The sequence below is a fragment of the Mesorhizobium sp. C268A genome (assembly GCF_040324475.1).
GTDB lineage: Bacteria > Pseudomonadota > Alphaproteobacteria > Rhizobiales > Rhizobiaceae > Mesorhizobium.
On record NZ_JAMYVX010000001.1, the window covers coordinates 5,416,675 to 5,435,924 of the forward strand.

Below are 19,250 nucleotides of genomic sequence, written 5' to 3' on the forward strand. Positions count from 1 at the left end.
CGGCTTTGGCCGAAACAAGTGATTTCAAAGCAGAGCCACCCGTGGGGATTGATCCCATCGCGGCGTCCAGCGAGGGCGCCTCGCTTTATGAGCTGATCCGGGAAGACATCATCGAGGGACGGCTCGCCGCCAACGAACGACTTGTGGTTACCGATCTCGCCCGGCGTCACGGCACCTCGACCAACCCCGTACGCGAGGCGCTGCAGCTGTTGCGAGGGGAGGGCTTCGTCACCTTTGTCGCCAACCGTGGCGCCCGCGTCCGACCCATAGACCAGGATTTCGTCCGGGATATCTACGAGATCGGAGTCCTGATCGAGCCGGCCCTGACGCGATGGTTCGTGAACATGGCGACCGGCGAGGACATCGCCGAACTCGAACGCATCCAGGCTCTGATCGAAGAGAACAACTTCACCGACACATTGCGGCACAGTGAACTGGATACCGCCTTCCACACCGTAATGTACCAGCGCCACTACAACCGCCATGCCGCCGAGCTTTGGTGGAAGCATCGCGAAGTGCTGCGAGCCGTGAGCCGGCGTTTCAATTTCACGCTCGCGCGGCGGGCCGCCATCATGCGTGAACACCGCGAGCTCATCGCGCATATCAAAGCCGGAAATGCCGACGAGGCGGCCGAGCTCATTGCCCGCCATGTCGAGGGTTCTGGCCGGCACGTTCTCGAACAGATGCGTGCGCGCAACGCCGCTCGGGCCGGATAGAATTTCCAGCCCAGAAAATCATTGGTCCGGCCATCAGACAGAGGTAGTTGAGAGATGAAAATCACGAGCGTTCGGCCGTGGCTGATCAAGTCCGATGCTTCCTATTGGGGAGAGTTCCTGTTCGTCGAGGTGACGACCGACGAAGGGGTGAGTGGCTGGGGGGAAATCACCACCACCACAAGGCTCGCCAACCGCGCGCTGTGCACGATCCTGCGGCAGATCGGTGTTGCCGTCACAGGTGAGGATCCGGCGCGCATCGAGCATCTCTGGCACAAGATTTTCCGCAGCTTCACCTATATGGGCAGCCGCGGCGCCGCGGTCGAATGCGTGAGCGCTATCGACATGGCGCTCTGGGACATTCGCGGCAAAGTTCTAGGCAAGCCGATCTACGAGCTGCTGGGCGGACCGGTGCGCGATGAAATCGCGCTCTATACCCATCCCAACCAGGCCAAGTTTACCAGCAAGGAGGCTGTGGTCCGCGAAATTCGAGACATCGTCGAATCCGGACACACCGGGCTGAAGTTCGATCCTTTCCCCCACCAGGGCCGCATCGCCGATGGCTTGGCGCGCGAACAGCGGGACGGCTACCTCGATGGCAGCATGACCCGCAAGGACGAGCGCGAGGCTGCCGAACTAACGGCTTTGATCCGTGAAACGGCGGGGCCCGATGTCGACATTCTCATCGACGCGCATGGCCGCTTCGACGTCCCCACCGCCATTCGCCTCTGCCGAAGCCTCGAGGAAGCCGGCCAGATCGACTGGTTCGAGGAGCCATGCCCGCCAGAAAGCCTCAATGCTCTCAAGCAAGTGCGTGAGAAGGTCAGTGCCGCCATCTCGTGGGGCGAGCGCGGCCACACCAAATGGGATTTCGTGCCGGTGCTCGAGAACAGGCTTGCGGACTACATCATGCCGGACGTTACCTGGACCGGCGGCATTACCGAACTGAAGAAGATTTCCGCCCTGTGCGAAGCCTACTACATCCCGGTCTCGCCCCATGACGCCGCGGGACCGATCAATGTGGTTGCGGGAGCGCAGGTGATGATGACGGTTCCCAACTTCTACAAGCTCGAAACGTCGGAGTGGAACCTGGACAAATATAATCACCTCATCGACGAGCCACTCGATGTCTCGAACGGCAGCCTCAAGCTGGCGTCGAAGCCGGGTCTCGGTGTCGAGATGAACCGAGACTACCTGCAGGCCCACGAGATAGAGCTTGGCTAGCAACGCTTATGCAGGCCGGGGGTGCGGGGCGCCACCAATCAGAACGAGGATAAGCCATGGCAAAGACGGGTAGCGCCGGCGAGGCGCTCAATCGGGTAAATACGAACTCCAGGCCGAGCGACCTGCGCATCACCGACCTGCGCGTTGCCGAGATCGTCGGCGCGCCGTTCACCTCCGCGCTGGTCAAGATCTACACCAACCAGGGCATTGTCGGCCTGGGCGAAGTGCGCGACGGCGCCAGCGCGACCTATGCGCTGATGCTCAAGAGCCGGTTGCTGGGCGAGAACCCTTGCGACGTCGACCGGCTGTTCCGGCGCATCAAGCAGTTTGGCGGCCATGGGCGGCAAGGCGGCGGTGTCTCGGCAATCGAGATCGCGCTGTGGGATCTCGCTGGCAAGGCGTACGGCGTGCCGATCTACCAGATGCTGGGGGGACGGTTCCGCGACAAGGTGCGTGTCTATTGCGACACCGACGCGGACAAACCCAGCGGCACCGAGACCGGCAAGCGGCTGAAGGCGCGGATGGACCTTGGCTTCACCTTCCTCAAGATGGACCTCGGCCTGGCGCAGATTTCTCACATCCCCGGCGCGGTGGTCGCGCCCGCCGGCGTGCTCGATGGTTTCCGCACCCATGCCGGCCGCGGCCGGGTACGCACGCTGGACGAGCGCCGGGCGCGCAACGCCGCCTATGATGCGCAGAACGTGCCGCATCCCTTCACCGGCCTCCACTTCACCGAAAAGGGCATCGACCTGCTCGACCAATATATCCACGAGGTCCGCGAGGTGATCGGCTACGAGGTTCCGCTTGCCATCGACCATGTCGGCCACATCTCGCTGCAGGACGGCATCCGTCTGGCCCGGCGGATCGAGAAATACGCACCGGCCTGGCTCGAGGACGTGATCCCCTGGCAGTACACCGAGCAGTATCGGCAGTTGCAGCAGGCGACCTCGGTGCCGATCTGCACCGGTGAGGACATCTACCTCAAGGAAGGCTTCGAGCCGCTGCTCAACGCCGGCATCTCGGTCATCCATCCGGATCTGCTGACCACCGGCGGCATTCTCGAGACCAAGAAGATCGGCGACGCGGCGCAGGAGCATGGCGTCGCCATGGCCATTCACATGGCGGAAAGCCCGATCGCGGCAATGGCCGCCGCGCATGTCGCGGTGGCGACGGAAAACTTCATGGCGCTCGAATATCACAGCGTCGAAGTCGACTGGTGGGACGATATCGTCACCGGCCTGCCCAAGCCGCTGGTCAAGGACGGCTTCATCACCGTGCCCGACAAGCCTGGTCTGGGCATCGACGACATCGTCGACGAAGTGATCAGCCAGCACCTGCAGCCCGGCGTCACCGGCATCTGGCAACCGACCGATCACTGGGACGACGAATATTCCTGGGACCGCACCTGGAGCTGACTCTACACTTCTCTCCTCGGAGGGAGAGGTGAACAGAAGGATGGACCATGATCTACGAACTTCGCATTTACGACTGCTTGCCGGGCCAACTCCCGGCGCTGCTCAAGCGTTTCAACGACCATACCTTGGCGCTGTGGGACAAGCACGGCATCCGCCAGGCCGGGTTCTTCACCACGGTGGTCGGCGAAAGCAGCAATCGACTGACCTATTTCATCGCCTGGGAATCCCTTGCCGAGCGCGAAGTGAAATGGAAGGCCTTCACCACCGATCGGGCATGGCTCGAGGCCCGCGACGAGTCTGAGCGCGATGGCCCGATCCTGGCCAATATTTCCAGCCAGTTTCTCGCGCCAACCGCCTTCTCGTCGGTGAAATAGAGGACATCATGAAGATCACCGATCTCAGGTGCGCCGTCATCGGCAGGCACCCCATCGTGCGCATCGTCACCGACGAAGGCCTCCATGGCCTCGGGGAGGTCGAGTACACCAAGCCTTATCTGAAACCCTGGGTGCTGCATTTCCGCGACGCGCTGATCGGCGAGGATCCGACGGATGTGGAACGTTGCATGCTGAAGATCCGTCAGCGCGGTTCGTTCAAGCCCTATGGCGCCGCCGTCAGCGCCATCGAGCACGCTCTGTGGGACATCGCCGGCAAGGCCGCCGGCGTCCCGGTCTACAAGCTGCTTGGCGGCAAGGTGCGCGACAAGGTTCGGGTCTATAACGGTTCCATCCGCAAGAAGCGCACCGGCGACAGGCCGGAGGATTACGCGGCCGACGTCAAATGGATGATGGAGCGGCCGGAAGCTTTCTTCATGGTCAAGCAAGGCATCAGCTTTCATTCCAACATGAAGACCAGCGTCCCCGACTTCCACTACGGCGTGCGTCAGCCGCCGACCTATCACGGCGCGATGGACCAGGGGCAGATCAGCGAGCGCGGCATGGCGCATATGATCGACTGCGTCATCGCCATGAAGGAGGTGCTTGGCGACAAGGTCTCGCTGGCGCTGGATTGCGGCCCCGGCTGGTTCCTGCCCGACGCCATCCGCTTCGCGCGGGCCGTGGAAAAGTACAATCTGATGTGGCTGGAGGATATGCTGACCGGAGACTATGTGCCATGGGTCAATCCACAGGCCTACCGTGAACTCACGACATCGACGTCCACGCCCATCCACACCGGAGAGCAGATCTATCTGCGTCATAATTTCAAGGAACTGATCGAGACGCAGGCGGTTCGCGTCATCGGTCCGGATCCCGCCGACATCGGCGGCATCGCCGAGCTCAAATGGGTGGCCGAGCACGCCTACATGCACTCGATCATGATGGCGCCGCACGGCACGGCGAACGGTCTGCTGGGCCTCGGTGCGCTGATCAATGTCTGCGCCACGCTGCCGGCCAACTACATCGCCTTCGAATATCCCAGCGCCTCCGACCCCTGGTGGGAGGACATCGTCGTCGGCCTGCCCAAGGGGCAGATCGTGAAGGACTCCATGATCGACCTGCTCGAAGCGCCGGGACTGGGTGTCGACATCGATGCCGAAGCAGCGAAGAAGTACCTTGCGGAAGAGGACGCCGGTTTCTTCGGCCGATAACGATCCGACGCGACCTGAGCGTCAAGGGCTATCGAACGGCTCGCACACATGGGTGAGCGTCCACGCCGTGCCGCCTATTTCGTTTCGGGCAGCATCTCGTCCATCAACTGCTTGACGGCCTCGGCGGATCTTTTCATCCCGGCTTCGTCCATGGCCCAACCGGCGAAGCGTTCCAGCAAGGTGGCGAACCTTACTAGGTCCTGCTCATCCCACTGTGCCAGCGATCCGGCGAAAATCCGCCATTTGGTCTGGCGCACCGCCGCCACGAGGCGCTCACCCTTGGCGGTGAGTTTGAGGCAGATGCGGCGGGCATCGCGTTGCGATGCGACACGGCAGGCATAGCCGCGTTCGACGAGGTCGGCCGCGATGCGGCTGGCGCGCGACGGATCGGTCTCGAGGCGCTCGGCGATGACGCCAACCGTCACCTCATCCTGCTGGGTATCGCTGAAAACCGGATTGTTCGCGATGGCGCTGATCGCATCGAGATGGCTCACTTCCAGCGAAGGGTCTACGCGCGCCAGGATCATGCGGCCGAAGTCGCGGCGCTGGATCGAGCGGCGCACCTTGCTCATTACCGCATCGATGGCGGCCACGGCCTCGGCCGCCGGTTCGGACAGGCCGCTGCCGCGCGCCAGACCGGCGAGGTCCCGATCGCCGCGCGTCTGGAACAGGGATGGAAATCGGTCCGGACTGCTGGATGCGTTGCTGCTCATCCATAGCGCGTTAGCAAGAATATATGCTGATGTCAATTATATGCTGCGCGCACATATCTGGTTGACACCTCTCGGCTGTGGGCACATAAATCGCGCCCCAAGCTACGGAGACACCGATGACTGTCGAGCAGACGCTGCCGGACACAGCGCCCGTGGAGGCCCAAGTCAGGCCCGACCTTACGACCTTGATCGTCTATTTCGGCGCGCTGATCGCCATGTTCATGGCAACCATCGACATGCAGATCGTCGTCACCGCCTTGCCCACCATTGCCGGCGAACTCGGCAATCTGCATTTGTTCGGCTGGGTCGGTGCCGCCTACCTGCTCTCGACCGCCGCGGTCTCGCCATTCTACGGCAAGCTTGGCGACATGTATGGCCGCAAGAATGTCGTGCTGACGGCGATCGGCCTGTTCCTGCTGGGCTCGCTGGTCTGCGGCATGGCATGGTCGATGGAGAGCTTGATCGCCGCGCGCGTGCTGCAGGGTATCGGCGGGGGTGGGTTGATGGTTTCGGCCTTCGCCATGATCGGCGAACTGTTTTCGCCGCGCGACCGCGCCAAATATCAGGGCTACAGTTCGGCGGTGTTCGCGCTGTCGTCGGTGCTCGGCCCGCTGGCCGGCGGCTACATCACCAGCCTGTTCGGCTGGCGTTGGGTGTTCCTGGTCAATTTGCCGATAGGGATCATCGTGCTGGCGGTGCTGGCCTTCGCCATGCGCAGCCGGTTCAACGAAAAGCGGCACCGCATCGACTATCTCGGCGGCGTGCTGCTCGCCACCGGCACGACGGCGATCGTTTATTGGGGCTACCACGTGCTCGACCCCAGCGGACCGGACCTCATCACCTTCGCGCTGCCGCTGCTGGCACTAGTCGCCATCACCTTGTTCGTCATGGTCGAGCGGCGGGCCGAAGAGCCGATCGTACCTCTGCGGCTGTTCGGCAATTCGACGGTCAGCATCGTCTCGGGCGTGTCGCTGGTCGCCGGAACGGTGACGCTGGGCATGTTCTTCTATTTCGCCCTCTACATGCAGACGCTGACGGGTCTCAGCCCGGCCGAAGTCGGCTTCCTGTTCCTGCCGGCGTCGCTGACATCGATGGTCATCTCGATCGTCGCCGGGCGGGTAATTGCCGCAACCGGACGCTACAAATGGATGCCGGTGGTCGCCATGGGTATTGGCGGGTTTCTGATGCTGGGCTTTGTCCTCACCAACCAGCACACGCCGATCTGGGTGCTGGCAACGATGATGGCTGTGTTCGGCATCAGCATGGGCCTGCAGTTCCAGGTGCTGATCGTGGCGATCCAGGCGGCGGCACCGCTGCAGGATATCGGCGCGGTGACGTCGCTGATCACCCAGGCGCGGACGCTCGGAGCATCGCTGGGTCTGGCGCTGAACGGCGCGGTGATGATCTGGGCGCTGAACCGGCAGACAGCCGAGCTTCCTGCAGACGCCGCCGCCCTGCTGCCGGGTGGCCTGAACGGGTTGACGCCGCACCTCGCATCGAGCCTGCCGGGCGCGATCCGCGAAGTGGTGCTCGACCATTACTCCAGTGGCTTCAACGTGATGTTCATCTGGGTGGCGGCGCTCTATTTCGTCGCCATGGGGCTGACGCTGCTGCTCGAGGACAAAGAGATCCCGAAGCGGGCCTGAGCCAAAGCTTGTGTCATGCGCTGGGTTTAGGCATTTGGCGATGATCTGAAATCACCGAGGAGGACAGCCATGATCATCGACACTCATCTGCACCTGATCGACCTGTCGGCGCTGCGCTATCCCTGGCTCAGCCGCGAGCCGGCGCTCAACCGCGATTTCCCGCACGCAGAATATGCGATCCAGGCCCGCCGCGCCGGCATCGAGGCCGCGCTGCATATGGAGGTCGACGTCGATGAAGCCGACATCCAGGCCGAGACCAGCCATGTGAAGGCGCAGTCGCTGGAAAAGGGCACGCTGTTGCGCGGGGCGATCGCCTCCTGCCGTCCGGAGGAGGCCGGTTTCGCCGCCTATCTCGAGCGCCAGCAGGCCGATCCCTTCGTCAAGGGGTTCCGTCGCGTGCTGCACGTCATGCCGGACGAGCTTTCGGACAGCGCGCTGTTTCGCGAAAACATCAAGCGGCTTGCCGGCACCGGCCTGACCTTCGACCTCGTCGTCCTGCCGCATCAGATTCCAAGGGCGGTTGCGCTCGCCGATCTGGCGCCGGATGTGCAGTTCGTGCTCGACCATTGCGGCGTGCCCGACATCAAGGCCAGTGCGGAACATCCGTGGCGCGAGCATATGACCGAGATCGCGCGGCGTCCCAATGTCATCGGCAAGATCTCCGGTGTCGTCGCCTATGCCGATGCCGGCTCATGGACCGTCGAGACCTTGCGCCCCTATGTCGAGCACACGATCGGCATTTTCGGCTGGGACCGCGTCGTGTGGGGCAGCGACTGGCCGGTGTGCACGCTTGGCGGTGGCCTTGCCACCTGGGTGGCGGCGACACACGCGCTGATCGCGGGCGCCAGCCCTGAGGAGAGGACGAAATTGTTGTCGGGCAATGCCAAGCGGATGTGGAAGCTGTAGCGCGGTCGGACACCGATTGCCTGCAAGCGCGCAGAACGCCATCATAGCGCTACTTCACGCCAATACCTGCCGTCAGGCCGCCATCGATCCTGTAGTCCGCGCCGGTGCAGAAACCGGCCTTCGACGAGCACAGGAAGGCGATGAGTTCCGCCACTTCCTCCGGTTCGCCGATACGGCCGAGCGGATGCGCCGCGCCGAAGCGCTTGTAGGCCTCTTCGACATCGGCATCGCTGCCGCCGTCACCGCGCGCAGCCTTCTCCAGGATCGGCGTGCGGATCGAGCCCGGGCTGACCGAATTGACGCGGATGCCTGATGCCGCGTAGTCGAGCGCCAGCGAGCGCGTCAGCGTGTGGATGGCGCCCTTGGTCGTGGCATAGGCGGCGACGTTCTGCTGGCAGGCAAAGCCCTGCACCGAGGCGACGTTGACGATGGCGCCGCCTCCGCGCTTGATCATTTCCGGAATGCCGAAATGCGCGGTCAGGTAGATCGAGCCGACATTGACCGTCATCGTTCGGTTCCAGGTTTCCCAGTCGGTGGTCGTCGCCGTGCCATAGGGATGGACGGCGGCTGAATTGACGATGACATCCAGGCCGCCGAACTTCGCGACGCCAGCCGCGACCGCGTCGCGCACCTGATCGGAGACGGACACATCGGTGTCGATGACCAGCACCGCGGCACCAGCACTTTCTAGTTGCGCTTTCATCGCCGCGTTGGCGGCGCGGTCGATGCCGCAGGCGATGATTGCGGCGCCACCGGCCGCAAGGCGTGTGGCGGTTGCCAGGCCGATTCCGGTCGTCCCGGTCACCAGGGCGACCTTGCCGTCGAAATCCGTCATTTCTAAAAACTCCTCCATTTTCTATCGACTCCCATCGGGGTCCAACAATAAGTTGCCAACCTGTCGCAGAAGGAAAGCCGAAATGGAACAATGCTGGCGCTGGTATGGGCCCGATGATCCGGTGACGCTCGATCATGTCAAGCAGGCGGGCGCCACCGGCGTGGTCTCGGCGCTCCACCATATCTATGACGGCCGGGCGTGGCCTGAGGCCGAAGTGCTGGAGCGCAAGCGCATTATCCAGGAAGCAGGGCTGACCTGGTCGGTCGTCGAGAGCATTCCGGTCCACAATTCCTTCAAGATCGGCGCGCAGGAACGCGAGCGCTATGCCGGCTATTACCGCGATTCGATCCGCGCGCTGGCCAAGGCCGGCATCGCCACGATCTGCTACAATTTCATGCCGGTGGTGGACTGGACCCGCACCGATCTAGCCTACCGTCTGCCGACGACAGGCTACGCCCTGCGTTTTGATGCCGTTGATTTCGCCGCCTACGATCTGTTCGTGCTGAAGCGCAAGAACGGTGCTGACAGCTACACGCCGGCGCGTATTGCGCAAGCGGAAGCGCGGCTGAAGGAATTGTCGCCAGAGAAGATGGACCAGATCGAGCGCAATCTGATCGCCGGCCTGCCGGCTACAGAGCGCAAGTATGACCGCGACAGTTTTCGCGAGGCGCTTGCGGACTATGACGGAATCGGGCCGAAGGAGTTGCGCGGCAACCTCGCGTGGTTCCTGCGCGAGATCATTCCGGTGGCGGAAGAGGAGGGCGTGCGCATGTGTATCCACCCCGACGATCCGCCGTTTTCGCTCTACGGCCTGCCGCGCGTCGTTTCGACCGCCGAGGATGCGCGTTTCATTCTCGATGCCGTCGACAGCCAGGCCAATGGCCTGACGTTCTGCACCGGTTCCTATGGCACGCGCGCCGACAACGACATCGTCGCCATGGTGAAGGAATTCGCCGACCGCATCCACTTCGCCCATCTGCGCAACATCACCATCGAGGATGACGGCTCGTTCTACGAGGCCGAGCATCTCGAAGGCGGCACTGACATGGCGCATGTCATCCTGGCGCTGATGCAGGAGGAGGCGCGCCGCCGCAAGGAGGGCCGCGCCGACTGGCAAATCCCGATGCGGCCGGACCATGGCCACCTGCTCGCCGACGATATCGGCAAGACAAGGATCAATCCCGGCTACTCGCTGATCGGCCGCCTGAAGGGCTTGGCCGAATTGCGCGGCATCATGCGGGCCGTGGAAACGTTTGGGCTGGCTTGAAGGGGCAACGAACTGCGTTCAATGCCGACGCCGGCTCAGCGTGCGTAGCTGTAGATAATGCGGCCGGCGCGGAATGTCGTCCGATGACAATCAGATACCACGCTCGATCACGATCGCCCGGTCGCGGTGAGGCTCGTGATACAGCCGGTTGCCCTCATGGATTTGCATGGCCCTTAGTACAGCGCGCGGCTCGCTGACGGACGAGGAACCTAGCCGTTCGCCCCACGACCTGGCGGCGTGCTATTGTGTAGTGAAGTTCCGTTGCCCCGAGGTGAGCTAGAGGGGTACTCGGAAATCAAGTATGAAGCACGAATAATGCAGTATTGATTTACGTTCGTGCAAGCAAGGGAACTGTAGTGATGGATGGGCACGACGGTCTCGGAATGCGTTAAAGAAACTATACGTTTTCTCGATGCTTTTCGTTTTATTCACTTCAACATTGGTTATTTACGGAATTGGCGGATGGGTGGTTGCGTTTGGCAGTAGTGACTTCCGAGAAAGCCATGGTAGGAGAGGTATTTTTTGGTTTTGTTAGCATGCTGCATGTTTTATGGGTCTATAAAGTATGACGAACATGAAATAAAAATCAGAATAAAACGGGATGAGCGCAGAGCTCTTGTGCTGAGATTTAAGCAGATTGTTTTAATTATATTTGTATCATTGTTTGTCCTTTTAATTGCCTAGAGATAATCTCACTATCGGAATGCGCCCAATCATGGCGAAAGGCCATGCACTTGAACACGGGACCACACAAGACACCTCCGATTGCCAGGTTGACAGAAAGCTGACAATGTATCATATCCGAAAAGCTGAGTATGTATCATATTATTTAGCGCTAGGAGAAAGACCGGCAAAGCCGGCGTCCCAGGGAGGCAATTTTGGGAGAGGCTATCAGCCAGTGGAGCAATTGGTCGGGCTATGTCACGGCCACGCCGCAGGCTTTTGCCGAACCGCAGAGTCTCGATGAGCTGAGTGGTGCCATTCGCAACTCGCCGGGACCAGTTCGATTTGCTGGCACGGGCCATTCCTTCACGCCTCTGGTTAAGAATGACGGGACCATCCTGTCGCTCGATCGCTTCGAGGGGTTGAGGTCGCATGATCCGGCCAAGCTGACGGCGCGGGTCGGCGCCGGCACCAAGATCGGCGCGCTGGCAAAGCTGTTGCACGGCGTCGGCCAGGCGCTGCCGAACATGGGCGACATCGACAAGCAGGCGTTCGGCGGGGCGCTCGGCACCGCCACGCACGGCTCGGGCATCACACTTGGCGCGTACCACACCCAGCTCGAGGCGATGCAGATCGTCGACGGGCGTGGCGCGCTGAAAGAGTTCGACCGTGCCAAGAGCCCCGACATGATCGAAGCCATGGGCGCTTCGCTCGGCGCTTTCGGCGCCGTCACCGAAGTGACGATCCGCAACGTGGCGAGCTACCGGATGCGGCACCGCCGCTGGACGGCGCCGATCGCCGATGTGCTTGCGCAATTCGAAAGCACCATGACGGCGCATCGTTCGGCCGAGTTCTACTACGTGCCGTTTTCGGGCCAGGCGCTGCTGATTGCCAGCGACATCACCGAGGCGCCGGCGACGGTGCGTCCGCCGACGGAAGACGACGATGCGGTGACGACGCTGAGAAAACTGCGCGACTATCTCAGCTGGCTCCCTTGGCTGCGCCGCCGTCTCATCGGCTCGGCCTTCGCCAAGGTGCCGGCCGAGGATTATGTCGAGGAGTGGCTGAAGGTCTTCACCTCCGAGCGCAACGTCAAGTTCAACGAGATGGAATACCACCTGCCGTTCGAGGAAGGGGCGCCCGCACTCAGCGAAATCATTGCGCTGCTCGAGACGCGGTTTCCAGAGGTCTATTTTCCGATGGAGGTGCGCGTCGTCGCGCCCGACAATGTCTGGCTCAGCCCCTTCTACAAGCGCCCAACCTGTTCCATCGCCATCCATCACGGCGTCGAGCGCGATCCGATGGCGTTCTTCAACGCCGCCGAGCCGATCTTCAGGAAGCGCGGCGGCCGCCCGCATTGGGGCAAGATGCACAGCCTGACATCAAGGGAATTGAGCGCGCTCTATCCGCGCTGGAACGATGCGATGGCGGTCCGCCGCGAGATGGACCCGGACAACCGCTTCGTGTCGCCCTATATTGCCAGGCTGCTCGGCGTCGCGGCATGAGCCTGACCGACACCTATTTCGCGGAAATGTCGGGCGCGCTCAGGGCAGCCGGGATCTTTCAGCCTTGCCTGGTGCTCGATCTCGACCGGCTCGATCACAACATCGCTGCGATCAAGGCGAAGTTCGCCACGGGCCTCGATCTGCGCCTCGTCGACAAGTCGCTGCCATGCCTGCCGCTGATCGACCATATCCGCGCGGCGTTTGCGACCGACAGGCTGATGACCTTTCATCTGCCGATCAGCGCCGAGATGCTGAAAGTGTTTCCCCAAGTCGATCTCCTGTTGGGCAAGCCGATGCCGGTTGCCGGCGCCAGGCACGCGCTGACGAAGGGCGTTCTCGCCGGGCTCGGCGAAGCTACGTCGCGCATCGTCTGGCTGATCGATACCGAGGAGCGGCTGGCCGCCTATGGCTCGCTTGCCGCCGAGCTCGACCGCGAGCTGCGCGTCTGCTTCGAGGTCGATGTCGGCCTTCATCGCGGCGGTATCAGCGATCCCGACTCACTGGCCCGGGCAGTTTCCGCGTTGGCGAATTACCCGCGGCTGAAATGCGAAGGCGTCATGGCCTACGAGGCGCATATCGGCCATATCCCCAAACTGCTGGGAGGACCGGCCAAGGCGCGCGTCAAGGCGATCAGCCTGTTTCGCCAGTATGTCGCTTGCCTTGCCGCCGACCAGCGCAAGATCCTCAATCTTGGCGGCAGCAGCACCGCATTGCTCTATGACAGCTGGGTCGGCGCCAATGAATTGTCCATCGGATCGGCTTTTATGCTGCCGACCGATTTCGATGTGCCGAGCCTCAGCCAATTGCGGCCTGCCGCATTCATCGCGACGCCGATCCTGAAAGTGGTCGATGTCCAGGCGCCGGGCCTCGACCAGCGCTCCTGGCTGCTGCAGAAGCTCGGGCTGTTGCCGCGGCGCGGCTGTTTTCTCTATGGCGGAAAATGGATGGCGAAGCCCGTCCATCCCGTGGGGATGAAGACCGACAAGACGTTCGGCTTTTCGACCAATCAGCAATTCATGGCGCTGCCCGACAACGTCAATGTCGGGCCTGACGACTACGCCTTCCTGCGTCCGACCCAGAGCGAATTCGTGCTACAGCAGTTCAGTTCGATCCAGGTCTATTCCGGCGGGAAATTCGTCGAGCAATGGGCCGCACTGCCGTTTTCGTAGAGCAATTCCACGAAAAGTGTGAAGCGGTTTTCCCACAGGAATTGCGTCAAACCAAGAGACCGAAGTGGAGGAGGATAGGATGGTCGCCAAGGCAGTCAAAACTCAGCCCGTGCAGCCTGAATGGGCAGCCGAACTCGACCTCGCGCTCACCGATCTCGACGCCAGGAAGGACGACTGGGCGCAGACCTCGAATGGCGAGCGGATCGCCTTGCTGCGGCAGGTCAAGGATCACATCCGCGAGGTCGCCGAGGCGTGGGTCAAAACCGCGACGCGCAAGAAGGGCATCCCGACCGGCTCGCCGCTGGAAGGCGAAGAATGGCTGGCTGGCCCGGCGGCGCTGATGGATGGCTGCAACCAGTTCATCCACACGCTCAGCCTGATGGAGGGCAAGAAGTTTCTCGACAGACTGCCGGTCCGCACCTTGCCTAGCGGACAGGTGGCGGTAACGGTGGTTCCGAATTCGCTCTGGGACAAGGTGTTGTTCACCGGGCTGAAGGCCGAGATCTGGATGCAGCCCGGCGTGACCAAGGCGAACCTCGCCGCAAACACCGCATCGGCCTATGACGCGCCGCGCACCAGCCGCAAGGGCAAGATCGGCCTCGTGCTCGGCGCCGGCAATGTCGCCTCGATCGCGCCGCTCGACTGCCTGCACAAGCTTTTGGTCGAGCACCAGGTGGTTCTGCTCAAGATGAACCCGGTCAACGACTATCTGATCGATTTCCTGCGGCCGGCGCTGCGGCCGCTGATCGAATTCGGAGCGCTGCGCATCGTGCGCGGTGGCGCCGATGTCGGCGCGTATCTGTGCAACCACGATCTCGTCGACGACATCCACATCACCGGTGCCGCCGCCTCGCATGACGCGATCGTCTGGGGGCCTGGCGAGGAGGGCCGCAAGAACAAGGCGGCGGGCACGCCGCGCAACAGCCGGCGTATCACCTCTGAGCTTGGCGGCGTGGCACCCACCATCGTGGTGCCCGGCCCATGGTCGAATGCCGACATCGCCTACCACGCCGAACTGATCGCTACCCAAAAGCTCAACAATTCCGGTTTCAACTGCATCGCCTGCCAAATGCTCGTGTTGCCCGAAGGCTGGGGCAAATCCGATGCGCTTCTGGCGGCCCTCGAAAAGGTGATGCAGAAAGCCCCGTCGCGCCCGGCCTATTATCCCGGCGCGACCGAGCGCCTCGCCGCCTTCGAGGCGCACGCCGACACGGCACAAAAATTCGAGCGGCCCGGCGGGCCCGCCTGCGTTGTGGTGCCGTTCCGGCCGGGCACGGACGCCTATCTCGAAAATGCCGAGGTGTTCGCGCCGGCGCTCAGCGTCATGCGGCTGCCGGCGGGCAATGCGGAATCCTATCTGCGCGCCGCTGTCGCCTACGCCAATGAAAAGCTGCACGGCACGCTTGCCGCCAACATCCTCATCCATCCCAGGACGATCGCCGAGATCGGCCGGCAGCGCTTCGAGGAAATCATTGCCGAACTGCGCTATGGCGGCATCGGCATCAATTCCTGGAGCGGCGTTCTGTTCGCGCTGCTGCGCCCGACCTGGGGTGCTTTCCCTGGCCACACGCTCGACGACGTGCAGAGCGGCATCGGCGTCGTCCACAACACCTATTTGTTCGACAGACCGGAACGCAGCGTGCTCGAAGCGCCGTTCCGCATCATGCCGAAGCCGGCCTGGTTCCTGACCCACAAAAGGGCACACATGGTCGGCCGCCTGATCACCGAGTTCAACTACCAGCCGAGCCTCCTGAAGCTGCCGCGCATCATCTGGAACGCGCTGCGCGGCTAGCAACGAGCATCCGATCTCGAAAACAAAAGCCGGCACAGGAGCTACGACAATGGCTGACGCGGACGCAATCATCGTTGGCGGCGGGCTGGCCGGCCTGGCCGCAGCCGCGGAACTCGGCGATGCCGGCAAGCGCGTGATCATCGTCGAGCAAGAGGGTGGCGGTTTTCTCGGCGGCCAGGCATTCTGGTCGCTCGGCGGCCTGTTTTTGGTCAACACGCCCGAGCAGCGCCGCCTGCGCATCAAGGACAGCCGCGACCTCGCCTGGCAGGATTGGCTGGGTTCTGCCCAGTTCGACCGGCCCGAGGACCATTGGCCAAGGAAAGTGGCGGAAGCCTATGTCGATTTCGCCGCCGGCGAGATGCGGCCGTGGCTCTACGCCATGGGCATGCGCTGGTGGCCGGTGGTCGGCTGGGCCGAGCGCGGCGGCGCGCTGGCCAATGGCCACGGCAATTCAGTGCCGCGCTTCCACCTGACATGGGGCACTGGGCCGGGCGTGGTCGCGCCGTTCGAAAGGCGCGTGCGCGAGCACGTCGCCAAAGGGCTGATCACTTTGAAATTCCGTCATCAGGTCAGCCGGCTGATCAAGACCAACGGCGCGGTCACCGGCGTCGCGGGCGAAATCCTGGAGGCATCCGATGTCGAGCGCGGCAAGCAGTCGAGCCGCACGGCCGTCGGCGATTTCGACCTTTCGGCCGGTGTCGTGATCGTCACCTCCGGCGGCATCGGCGGCAATCATGAGTTGGTTCGCAAGGTCTGGCCGGTCCGGCGGCTGGGGCCAGCGCCGAAGCGTATGGTTGCCGGCGTGCCGCACCATGTCGACGGCCGCATGGTGGCGATCACCCAGGACGCCGGCGGGGCCGTCATCAACGCCGACCGCATGTGGCACTATGTCGAGGGGATCAAGAACTGGAATCCGATCTGGCCGAACCACGGCATCCGCATCCTGTCGGCGCCGTCGCCGCTATGGTTCGATGCTCTGGGACAACGCATGGAGGCGCCGTTCTTCCCGAGCTTCGATTCGCTCGGCACCTTGAAGCGTATCCTGTCGACGGGACACGATTATTCCTGGTTCGTGCTGAGCAAGACGATCGCTTCGAAGGAGTTCGTGCTGTCGGGTTCGGAGCAAAACCTAGACTTTACGGCCAAGGATTGGCGGGCCGTGCTGAAGAACCGGCGCGGCGGCAAGGCGCCACCATCGGTGGCAGCGTTCCTGGAAAAGGGCGAGGACTTCGTCGTCCGCGACAACCTGGCCGACTTGGTCGCCGGCATGAACGCGCTGTCAGGCGACAATCTGCTCGACTACGACCGGCTCAAGGCGCAGATCGTGGCGCGCGATCGCGAGGTCGACCATGCCTATACCAAGGATGCGCAGGTCACAGCCGTCCGCGGCGCCCGCAACTACATTGGCGACAAGATCTTCCGGGTGACCAAGCCGCACAAGATACTCGATCCCAGGCACGGGCCGCTGATCGCGGTGCGCCTCAACATCCTGACGCGCAAAACGCTTGGCGGCCTGCACACCAATCTCAATTCGCAGGTTCTCGACGGCAATGGCGAACCCATTGCCGGGCTCTATGCGGCAGGCGAGGTGGCCGGCGGCGGTGGCGGCGGCTATCACGGCTACAATGCGCTGGAAGGGACATTTCTCGGCAGCTGCATCTTCTCCGGCAGGAACGCAGGCCGGCACGCCGCGGGCAGGTGACGCGGCTGGCGGGCCAAGAAAAGGTCGATGAGAACAGGACATCCGCCATGTTCCATGGATAGCGACTGCTTTCGATCGCTTGCGGCAACCCAGGCGGTCAGCGAGTTGCGGCTTGCCGGCGCCGACGGTTCCCATGCGCTGGTGCTCGGCGCTGCGGCCCATCAGAGGCCTGCGTTACGCTGGCGCCACCGCGAAATCGAACCCGAGGTCCTGAAGGCCTGGCCGCAAGGTCGGCCGAGCTACCACTCGGCGAAGGAGCCGTCCTTGTGACGCCAGACCGGGTTGCGCCAGCGGTGGCCTTCCTTGGCGCGTTCCTTGACGTAGTCCTCGTCGATTTCGACGCCGAGGCCGGGACCATCGGGGATTGCGACATAGCCATCCTCGTAGCGGAAGACGTCCTTGTTGGCGGCATAGTCGAGCAAATCGTTTGCGGCGTTGTAGTGGATGCCGAGGCTCTGTTCCTGGATGAAGCAGTTGTAGCTGACGGCATCGAGCTGCAGGCAGGCGGCAAGCGCGATCGGCCCGAGCGGGCAGTGTGGCGCCACCGCAATGTCATAGGCCTCGGCCATCGCCGCGATCTTGCGGCATTCGGTGATGCCGCCGGCATGCGACAGGTCCGGCTGGATGATATCGACGGCGCCTTGCTCGAACACCGACTTGAAATCCCAGCGGCTGTAAAGACGCTCGCCGAGCGCGATCGGCGTCGAGCCCAGCGCTGCGATCTCCTTCAGCGCCTCGCGGTTTTCGCTGAGCACCGGCTCCTCGATGAACATCAGCCGGTAGGGTTCGAGCTCCTTGACCAGCATGCGCGCCATCGGCCGATGCACGCGGCCGTGGAAATCGACGGCGATGCCAATGTTGGACCCAACGGCCTCGCGCACCATGGCGACTCGTTCGACAGCCGCATCTATTCTGTCATGGCTGTCGACGATCTGCAGTTCCTCGGTGCCATTCATCTTCAGCGCCTGAAAACCGCGCGAAACCACTTCCCTGGCGCCCGCAGCCACTTCCGCCGGCCGGTCGCCGCCGATCCAGGAATAGACCTTGATGCTGTCGCGCAGCTTGCCGCCGAGCAGTTCGTGCACAGGCACGCCGAGCGCCTTGCCCTTGATGTCCCACAGCGCCTGGTCGATGCCGGCAATGGCGCTCATCAGGATCGGCCCGCCGCGGTAGAAGCCGCCGCGATGCATCACCGTCCAATGGTCCTCGATCAGGCGCGGGTCCTTGCCGATCAGATAATCGCCAAGTTCCTTGACCGCTGCCTCGACCGTCAGCGCACGGCCTTCGACCACAGGCTCGCCCCAGCCGGTGACGCCGGCATCAGTCTCGATCTTCAGAAACAGCCAGCGCGGCGGGACGATGTAGGTGGTGAGCGAGATGATTTTCATGCTGGTCTCAGTTGTTCTTGAGTTTCTTGGCGCTGACCAGGTCGCGCGCCGCAAGGTCGAGGATCCGGCCTGCCGCCGCACGCGCCGCCGCGGCATCGCGCATGCGCAGCGCCTCGACCACCTCACGGTGCGCCGCCACCGCTTCCATGCGCCGGGCGAGCGAAATGGTCGCCGTTGCTTCGAGCGAGAATTTCAGCCCGGTGTCGATCAGATTGCCGATCTGGCGGAAGATCGGGTTGTGGCTCGCGGCATAGACGATCTGGTGGAAGGTGATGTCCGAGCGCGAGAAGGCGGCGAGATCCTCGCCGGCATTGGCCATGCCGCGCCAGGCGGCTTCGAGATCGGCGATCTCCTGCAGCGTCGCACGAGTCGCCGCCAGTTCAGCTACCAGAGGTTCGATGGCGCGGCGCGTTTCGAGGATGGCGTCGAACAATTTGTCGTCCAGCGCATGCGGCGCGTGCCAGGCCAGCACCTGCGGGTCGATGATGTTCCAGTTGTCCTGTTCACATACAACCGTGCCGATGCGCGGTCGCGACAGCACCAGCCCCTTGGCGGCCAGCACCTTCAGCGCCTCGCGGATGACGGTGCGGCTGACGCCATATTCGACGCCGAGTTCGTTTTCGGTCGGCAGGGACGAGCCGGCGGGATAGCGTCCGGAAAAGATGTCTGAGGCAAGCGCCTTGGTCACATCGGGCATGACGCGCGGGCGGCGGGTGTCGCCTGATGC

At 63.0% G+C, this 19,250-nt stretch carries 16 protein-coding genes; 12 read left to right on the forward strand and 4 right to left on the reverse strand.

What is annotated here, in order from left to right:
- Positions 1–5 precede the first annotated feature (5 nt).
- The 5 genes from NKL06_RS26435 to NKL06_RS26455 are packed head-to-tail and all read left to right on the forward strand — an operon-like array spanning position 6 to position 4,937.
- Complete coding sequence (locus NKL06_RS26435) at positions 6–716, forward strand: GntR family transcriptional regulator (RefSeq protein WP_023691374.1); 711 nt, start codon at positions 6–8, stop codon at positions 714–716.
- A 54-nt stretch (positions 717–770) separates the two neighbouring features.
- Positions 771–1,937, forward strand: a complete 1,167-nt coding sequence (locus NKL06_RS26440) for a mandelate racemase/muconate lactonizing enzyme family protein (RefSeq protein ID WP_023691373.1) — start codon at positions 771–773, stop codon at positions 1,935–1,937.
- 56 nt (positions 1,938–1,993) lie between these two features.
- The gene (locus NKL06_RS26445; protein ID WP_286457382.1) at positions 1,994–3,352 is read left to right on the forward strand and encodes a mandelate racemase/muconate lactonizing enzyme family protein; all 1,359 of its coding nucleotides are present in this window, start codon (positions 1,994–1,996) and stop codon (positions 3,350–3,352) included.
- Between the two features lie 47 nt (positions 3,353–3,399).
- Positions 3,400–3,726, forward strand: a complete 327-nt coding sequence (locus NKL06_RS26450) for an NIPSNAP family protein (RefSeq protein WP_023691371.1) — start codon at positions 3,400–3,402, stop codon at positions 3,724–3,726.
- 8 nt (positions 3,727–3,734) lie between these two features.
- Positions 3,735–4,937 (forward strand): mandelate racemase/muconate lactonizing enzyme family protein, encoded by a 1,203-nt coding sequence (locus NKL06_RS26455; protein WP_023691370.1) that lies wholly within the window; start codon positions 3,735–3,737, stop codon positions 4,935–4,937.
- A gap of 74 nt (positions 4,938–5,011) precedes the next feature.
- On the opposite strand, the gene NKL06_RS26460 is transcribed toward NKL06_RS26455, so the two are convergent.
- Positions 5,012–5,650: a MarR family winged helix-turn-helix transcriptional regulator gene (locus NKL06_RS26460; protein ID WP_023691369.1), complete on the reverse strand. Its 639-nt coding sequence runs from the start codon at positions 5,648–5,650 to the stop codon at positions 5,012–5,014.
- A gap of 116 nt (positions 5,651–5,766) precedes the next feature.
- On the opposite strand from NKL06_RS26460, the gene NKL06_RS26465 reads away from it, so the two are divergent.
- Both NKL06_RS26465 and NKL06_RS26470 read left to right on the forward strand, forming a co-directional pair.
- Positions 5,767–7,296: an MDR family MFS transporter gene (locus tag NKL06_RS26465; protein WP_031210315.1), complete on the forward strand. Its 1,530-nt coding sequence runs from the start codon at positions 5,767–5,769 to the stop codon at positions 7,294–7,296.
- A 69-nt stretch (positions 7,297–7,365) separates the two neighbouring features.
- Positions 7,366–8,202 carry an amidohydrolase family protein gene (locus NKL06_RS26470; RefSeq protein WP_023691367.1) on the forward strand — a complete coding sequence of 279 codons (837 nt, stop codon included), beginning with the start codon at positions 7,366–7,368 and terminating at the stop codon, positions 8,200–8,202.
- Between the two features lie 49 nt (positions 8,203–8,251).
- Here NKL06_RS26470 and NKL06_RS26475 read toward each other — a convergent pair whose 3' ends face one another.
- Entirely contained in the window at positions 8,252–9,037 is a 786-nt protein-coding gene (locus NKL06_RS26475) for an SDR family NAD(P)-dependent oxidoreductase (RefSeq protein ID WP_023691366.1), read from the reverse strand.
- 82 nt (positions 9,038–9,119) lie between these two features.
- Between NKL06_RS26475 and uxuA the strand changes: the two genes are divergently transcribed.
- The 5 genes from uxuA (at position 9,120) to NKL06_RS26500 (ending at position 17,135) form a co-directional block, all read left to right on the forward strand.
- Entirely contained in the window at positions 9,120–10,304 is a 1,185-nt protein-coding gene (gene uxuA / locus NKL06_RS26480; protein ID WP_023691365.1) for a mannonate dehydratase, read from the forward strand.
- A gap of 878 nt (positions 10,305–11,182) precedes the next feature.
- Complete coding sequence (locus tag NKL06_RS26485; RefSeq protein ID WP_023691364.1) at positions 11,183–12,472, forward strand: D-arabinono-1,4-lactone oxidase; 1,290 nt, start codon at positions 11,183–11,185, stop codon at positions 12,470–12,472.
- Positions 12,469–13,641 carry an alanine racemase gene (locus NKL06_RS26490; protein WP_031207959.1) on the forward strand — a complete coding sequence of 391 codons (1,173 nt, stop codon included), beginning with the start codon at positions 12,469–12,471 and terminating at the stop codon, positions 13,639–13,641. The genes NKL06_RS26485 and NKL06_RS26490 overlap by 4 nt, the downstream gene beginning before the upstream one ends.
- Before the next feature lie 79 nt (positions 13,642–13,720).
- Positions 13,721–15,433, forward strand: a complete 1,713-nt coding sequence (locus NKL06_RS26495) for an aldehyde dehydrogenase family protein (RefSeq protein ID WP_023691362.1) — start codon at positions 13,721–13,723, stop codon at positions 15,431–15,433.
- 49 nt (positions 15,434–15,482) lie between these two features.
- A complete protein-coding gene (locus NKL06_RS26500; protein ID WP_023691361.1) occupies positions 15,483–17,135 on the forward strand; it encodes an FAD-binding dehydrogenase in 1,653 nt (550 codons plus the stop codon).
- Between the two features lie 239 nt (positions 17,136–17,374).
- Here NKL06_RS26500 and dgoD read toward each other — a convergent pair whose 3' ends face one another.
- Positions 17,375–18,523 carry a galactonate dehydratase gene (dgoD, locus tag NKL06_RS26505; RefSeq protein ID WP_023668116.1) on the reverse strand — a complete coding sequence of 383 codons (1,149 nt, stop codon included), beginning with the start codon at positions 18,521–18,523 and terminating at the stop codon, positions 17,375–17,377.
- 7 nt (positions 18,524–18,530) lie between these two features.
- On the reverse strand, positions 18,531–19,220 hold the full coding sequence (locus NKL06_RS26510) for a FadR/GntR family transcriptional regulator (RefSeq protein ID WP_245259915.1): 690 nt from the start codon (positions 19,218–19,220) through the stop codon (positions 18,531–18,533).
- Positions 19,221–19,250 lie beyond the last annotated feature (30 nt).

What these genes read in the sequence shown, in the direction of transcription:
- NKL06_RS26510 (WP_245259915.1), bottom strand. Translation starts at nt 19,220, where the DNA reads ATGCCCGATGTGACCAAGGCGCTTGCCTCAGACATCTTTTCCGGACGC.
- NKL06_RS26500 (WP_023691361.1), top strand. Translation starts at nt 15,483, where the DNA reads ATGGCTGACGCGGACGCAATCATCGTTGGCGGCGGGCTGGCCGGCCTG.
- uxuA (WP_023691365.1), top strand. Translation starts at nt 9,120, where the DNA reads ATGGAACAATGCTGGCGCTGGTATGGGCCCGATGATCCGGTGACGCTC.
- NKL06_RS26490 (WP_031207959.1), top strand. Translation starts at nt 12,469, where the DNA reads ATGAGCCTGACCGACACCTATTTCGCGGAAATGTCGGGCGCGCTCAGG.
- NKL06_RS26440 (WP_023691373.1), top strand. Translation starts at nt 771, where the DNA reads ATGAAAATCACGAGCGTTCGGCCGTGGCTGATCAAGTCCGATGCTTCC.
- dgoD (WP_023668116.1), bottom strand. Translation starts at nt 18,523, where the DNA reads ATGAAAATCATCTCGCTCACCACCTACATCGTCCCGCCGCGCTGGCTG.
- NKL06_RS26465 (WP_031210315.1), top strand. Translation starts at nt 5,767, where the DNA reads ATGACTGTCGAGCAGACGCTGCCGGACACAGCGCCCGTGGAGGCCCAA.
- NKL06_RS26455 (WP_023691370.1), top strand. Translation starts at nt 3,735, where the DNA reads ATGAAGATCACCGATCTCAGGTGCGCCGTCATCGGCAGGCACCCCATC.
- NKL06_RS26475 (WP_023691366.1), bottom strand. Translation starts at nt 9,037, where the DNA reads ATGACGGATTTCGACGGCAAGGTCGCCCTGGTGACCGGGACGACCGGA.
- NKL06_RS26495 (WP_023691362.1), top strand. Translation starts at nt 13,721, where the DNA reads ATGGTCGCCAAGGCAGTCAAAACTCAGCCCGTGCAGCCTGAATGGGCA.
- NKL06_RS26460 (WP_023691369.1), bottom strand. Translation starts at nt 5,650, where the DNA reads ATGAGCAGCAACGCATCCAGCAGTCCGGACCGATTTCCATCCCTGTTC.
- NKL06_RS26450 (WP_023691371.1), top strand. Translation starts at nt 3,400, where the DNA reads ATGATCTACGAACTTCGCATTTACGACTGCTTGCCGGGCCAACTCCCG.
- NKL06_RS26470 (WP_023691367.1), top strand. Translation starts at nt 7,366, where the DNA reads ATGATCATCGACACTCATCTGCACCTGATCGACCTGTCGGCGCTGCGC.
- NKL06_RS26445 (WP_286457382.1), top strand. Translation starts at nt 1,994, where the DNA reads ATGGCAAAGACGGGTAGCGCCGGCGAGGCGCTCAATCGGGTAAATACG.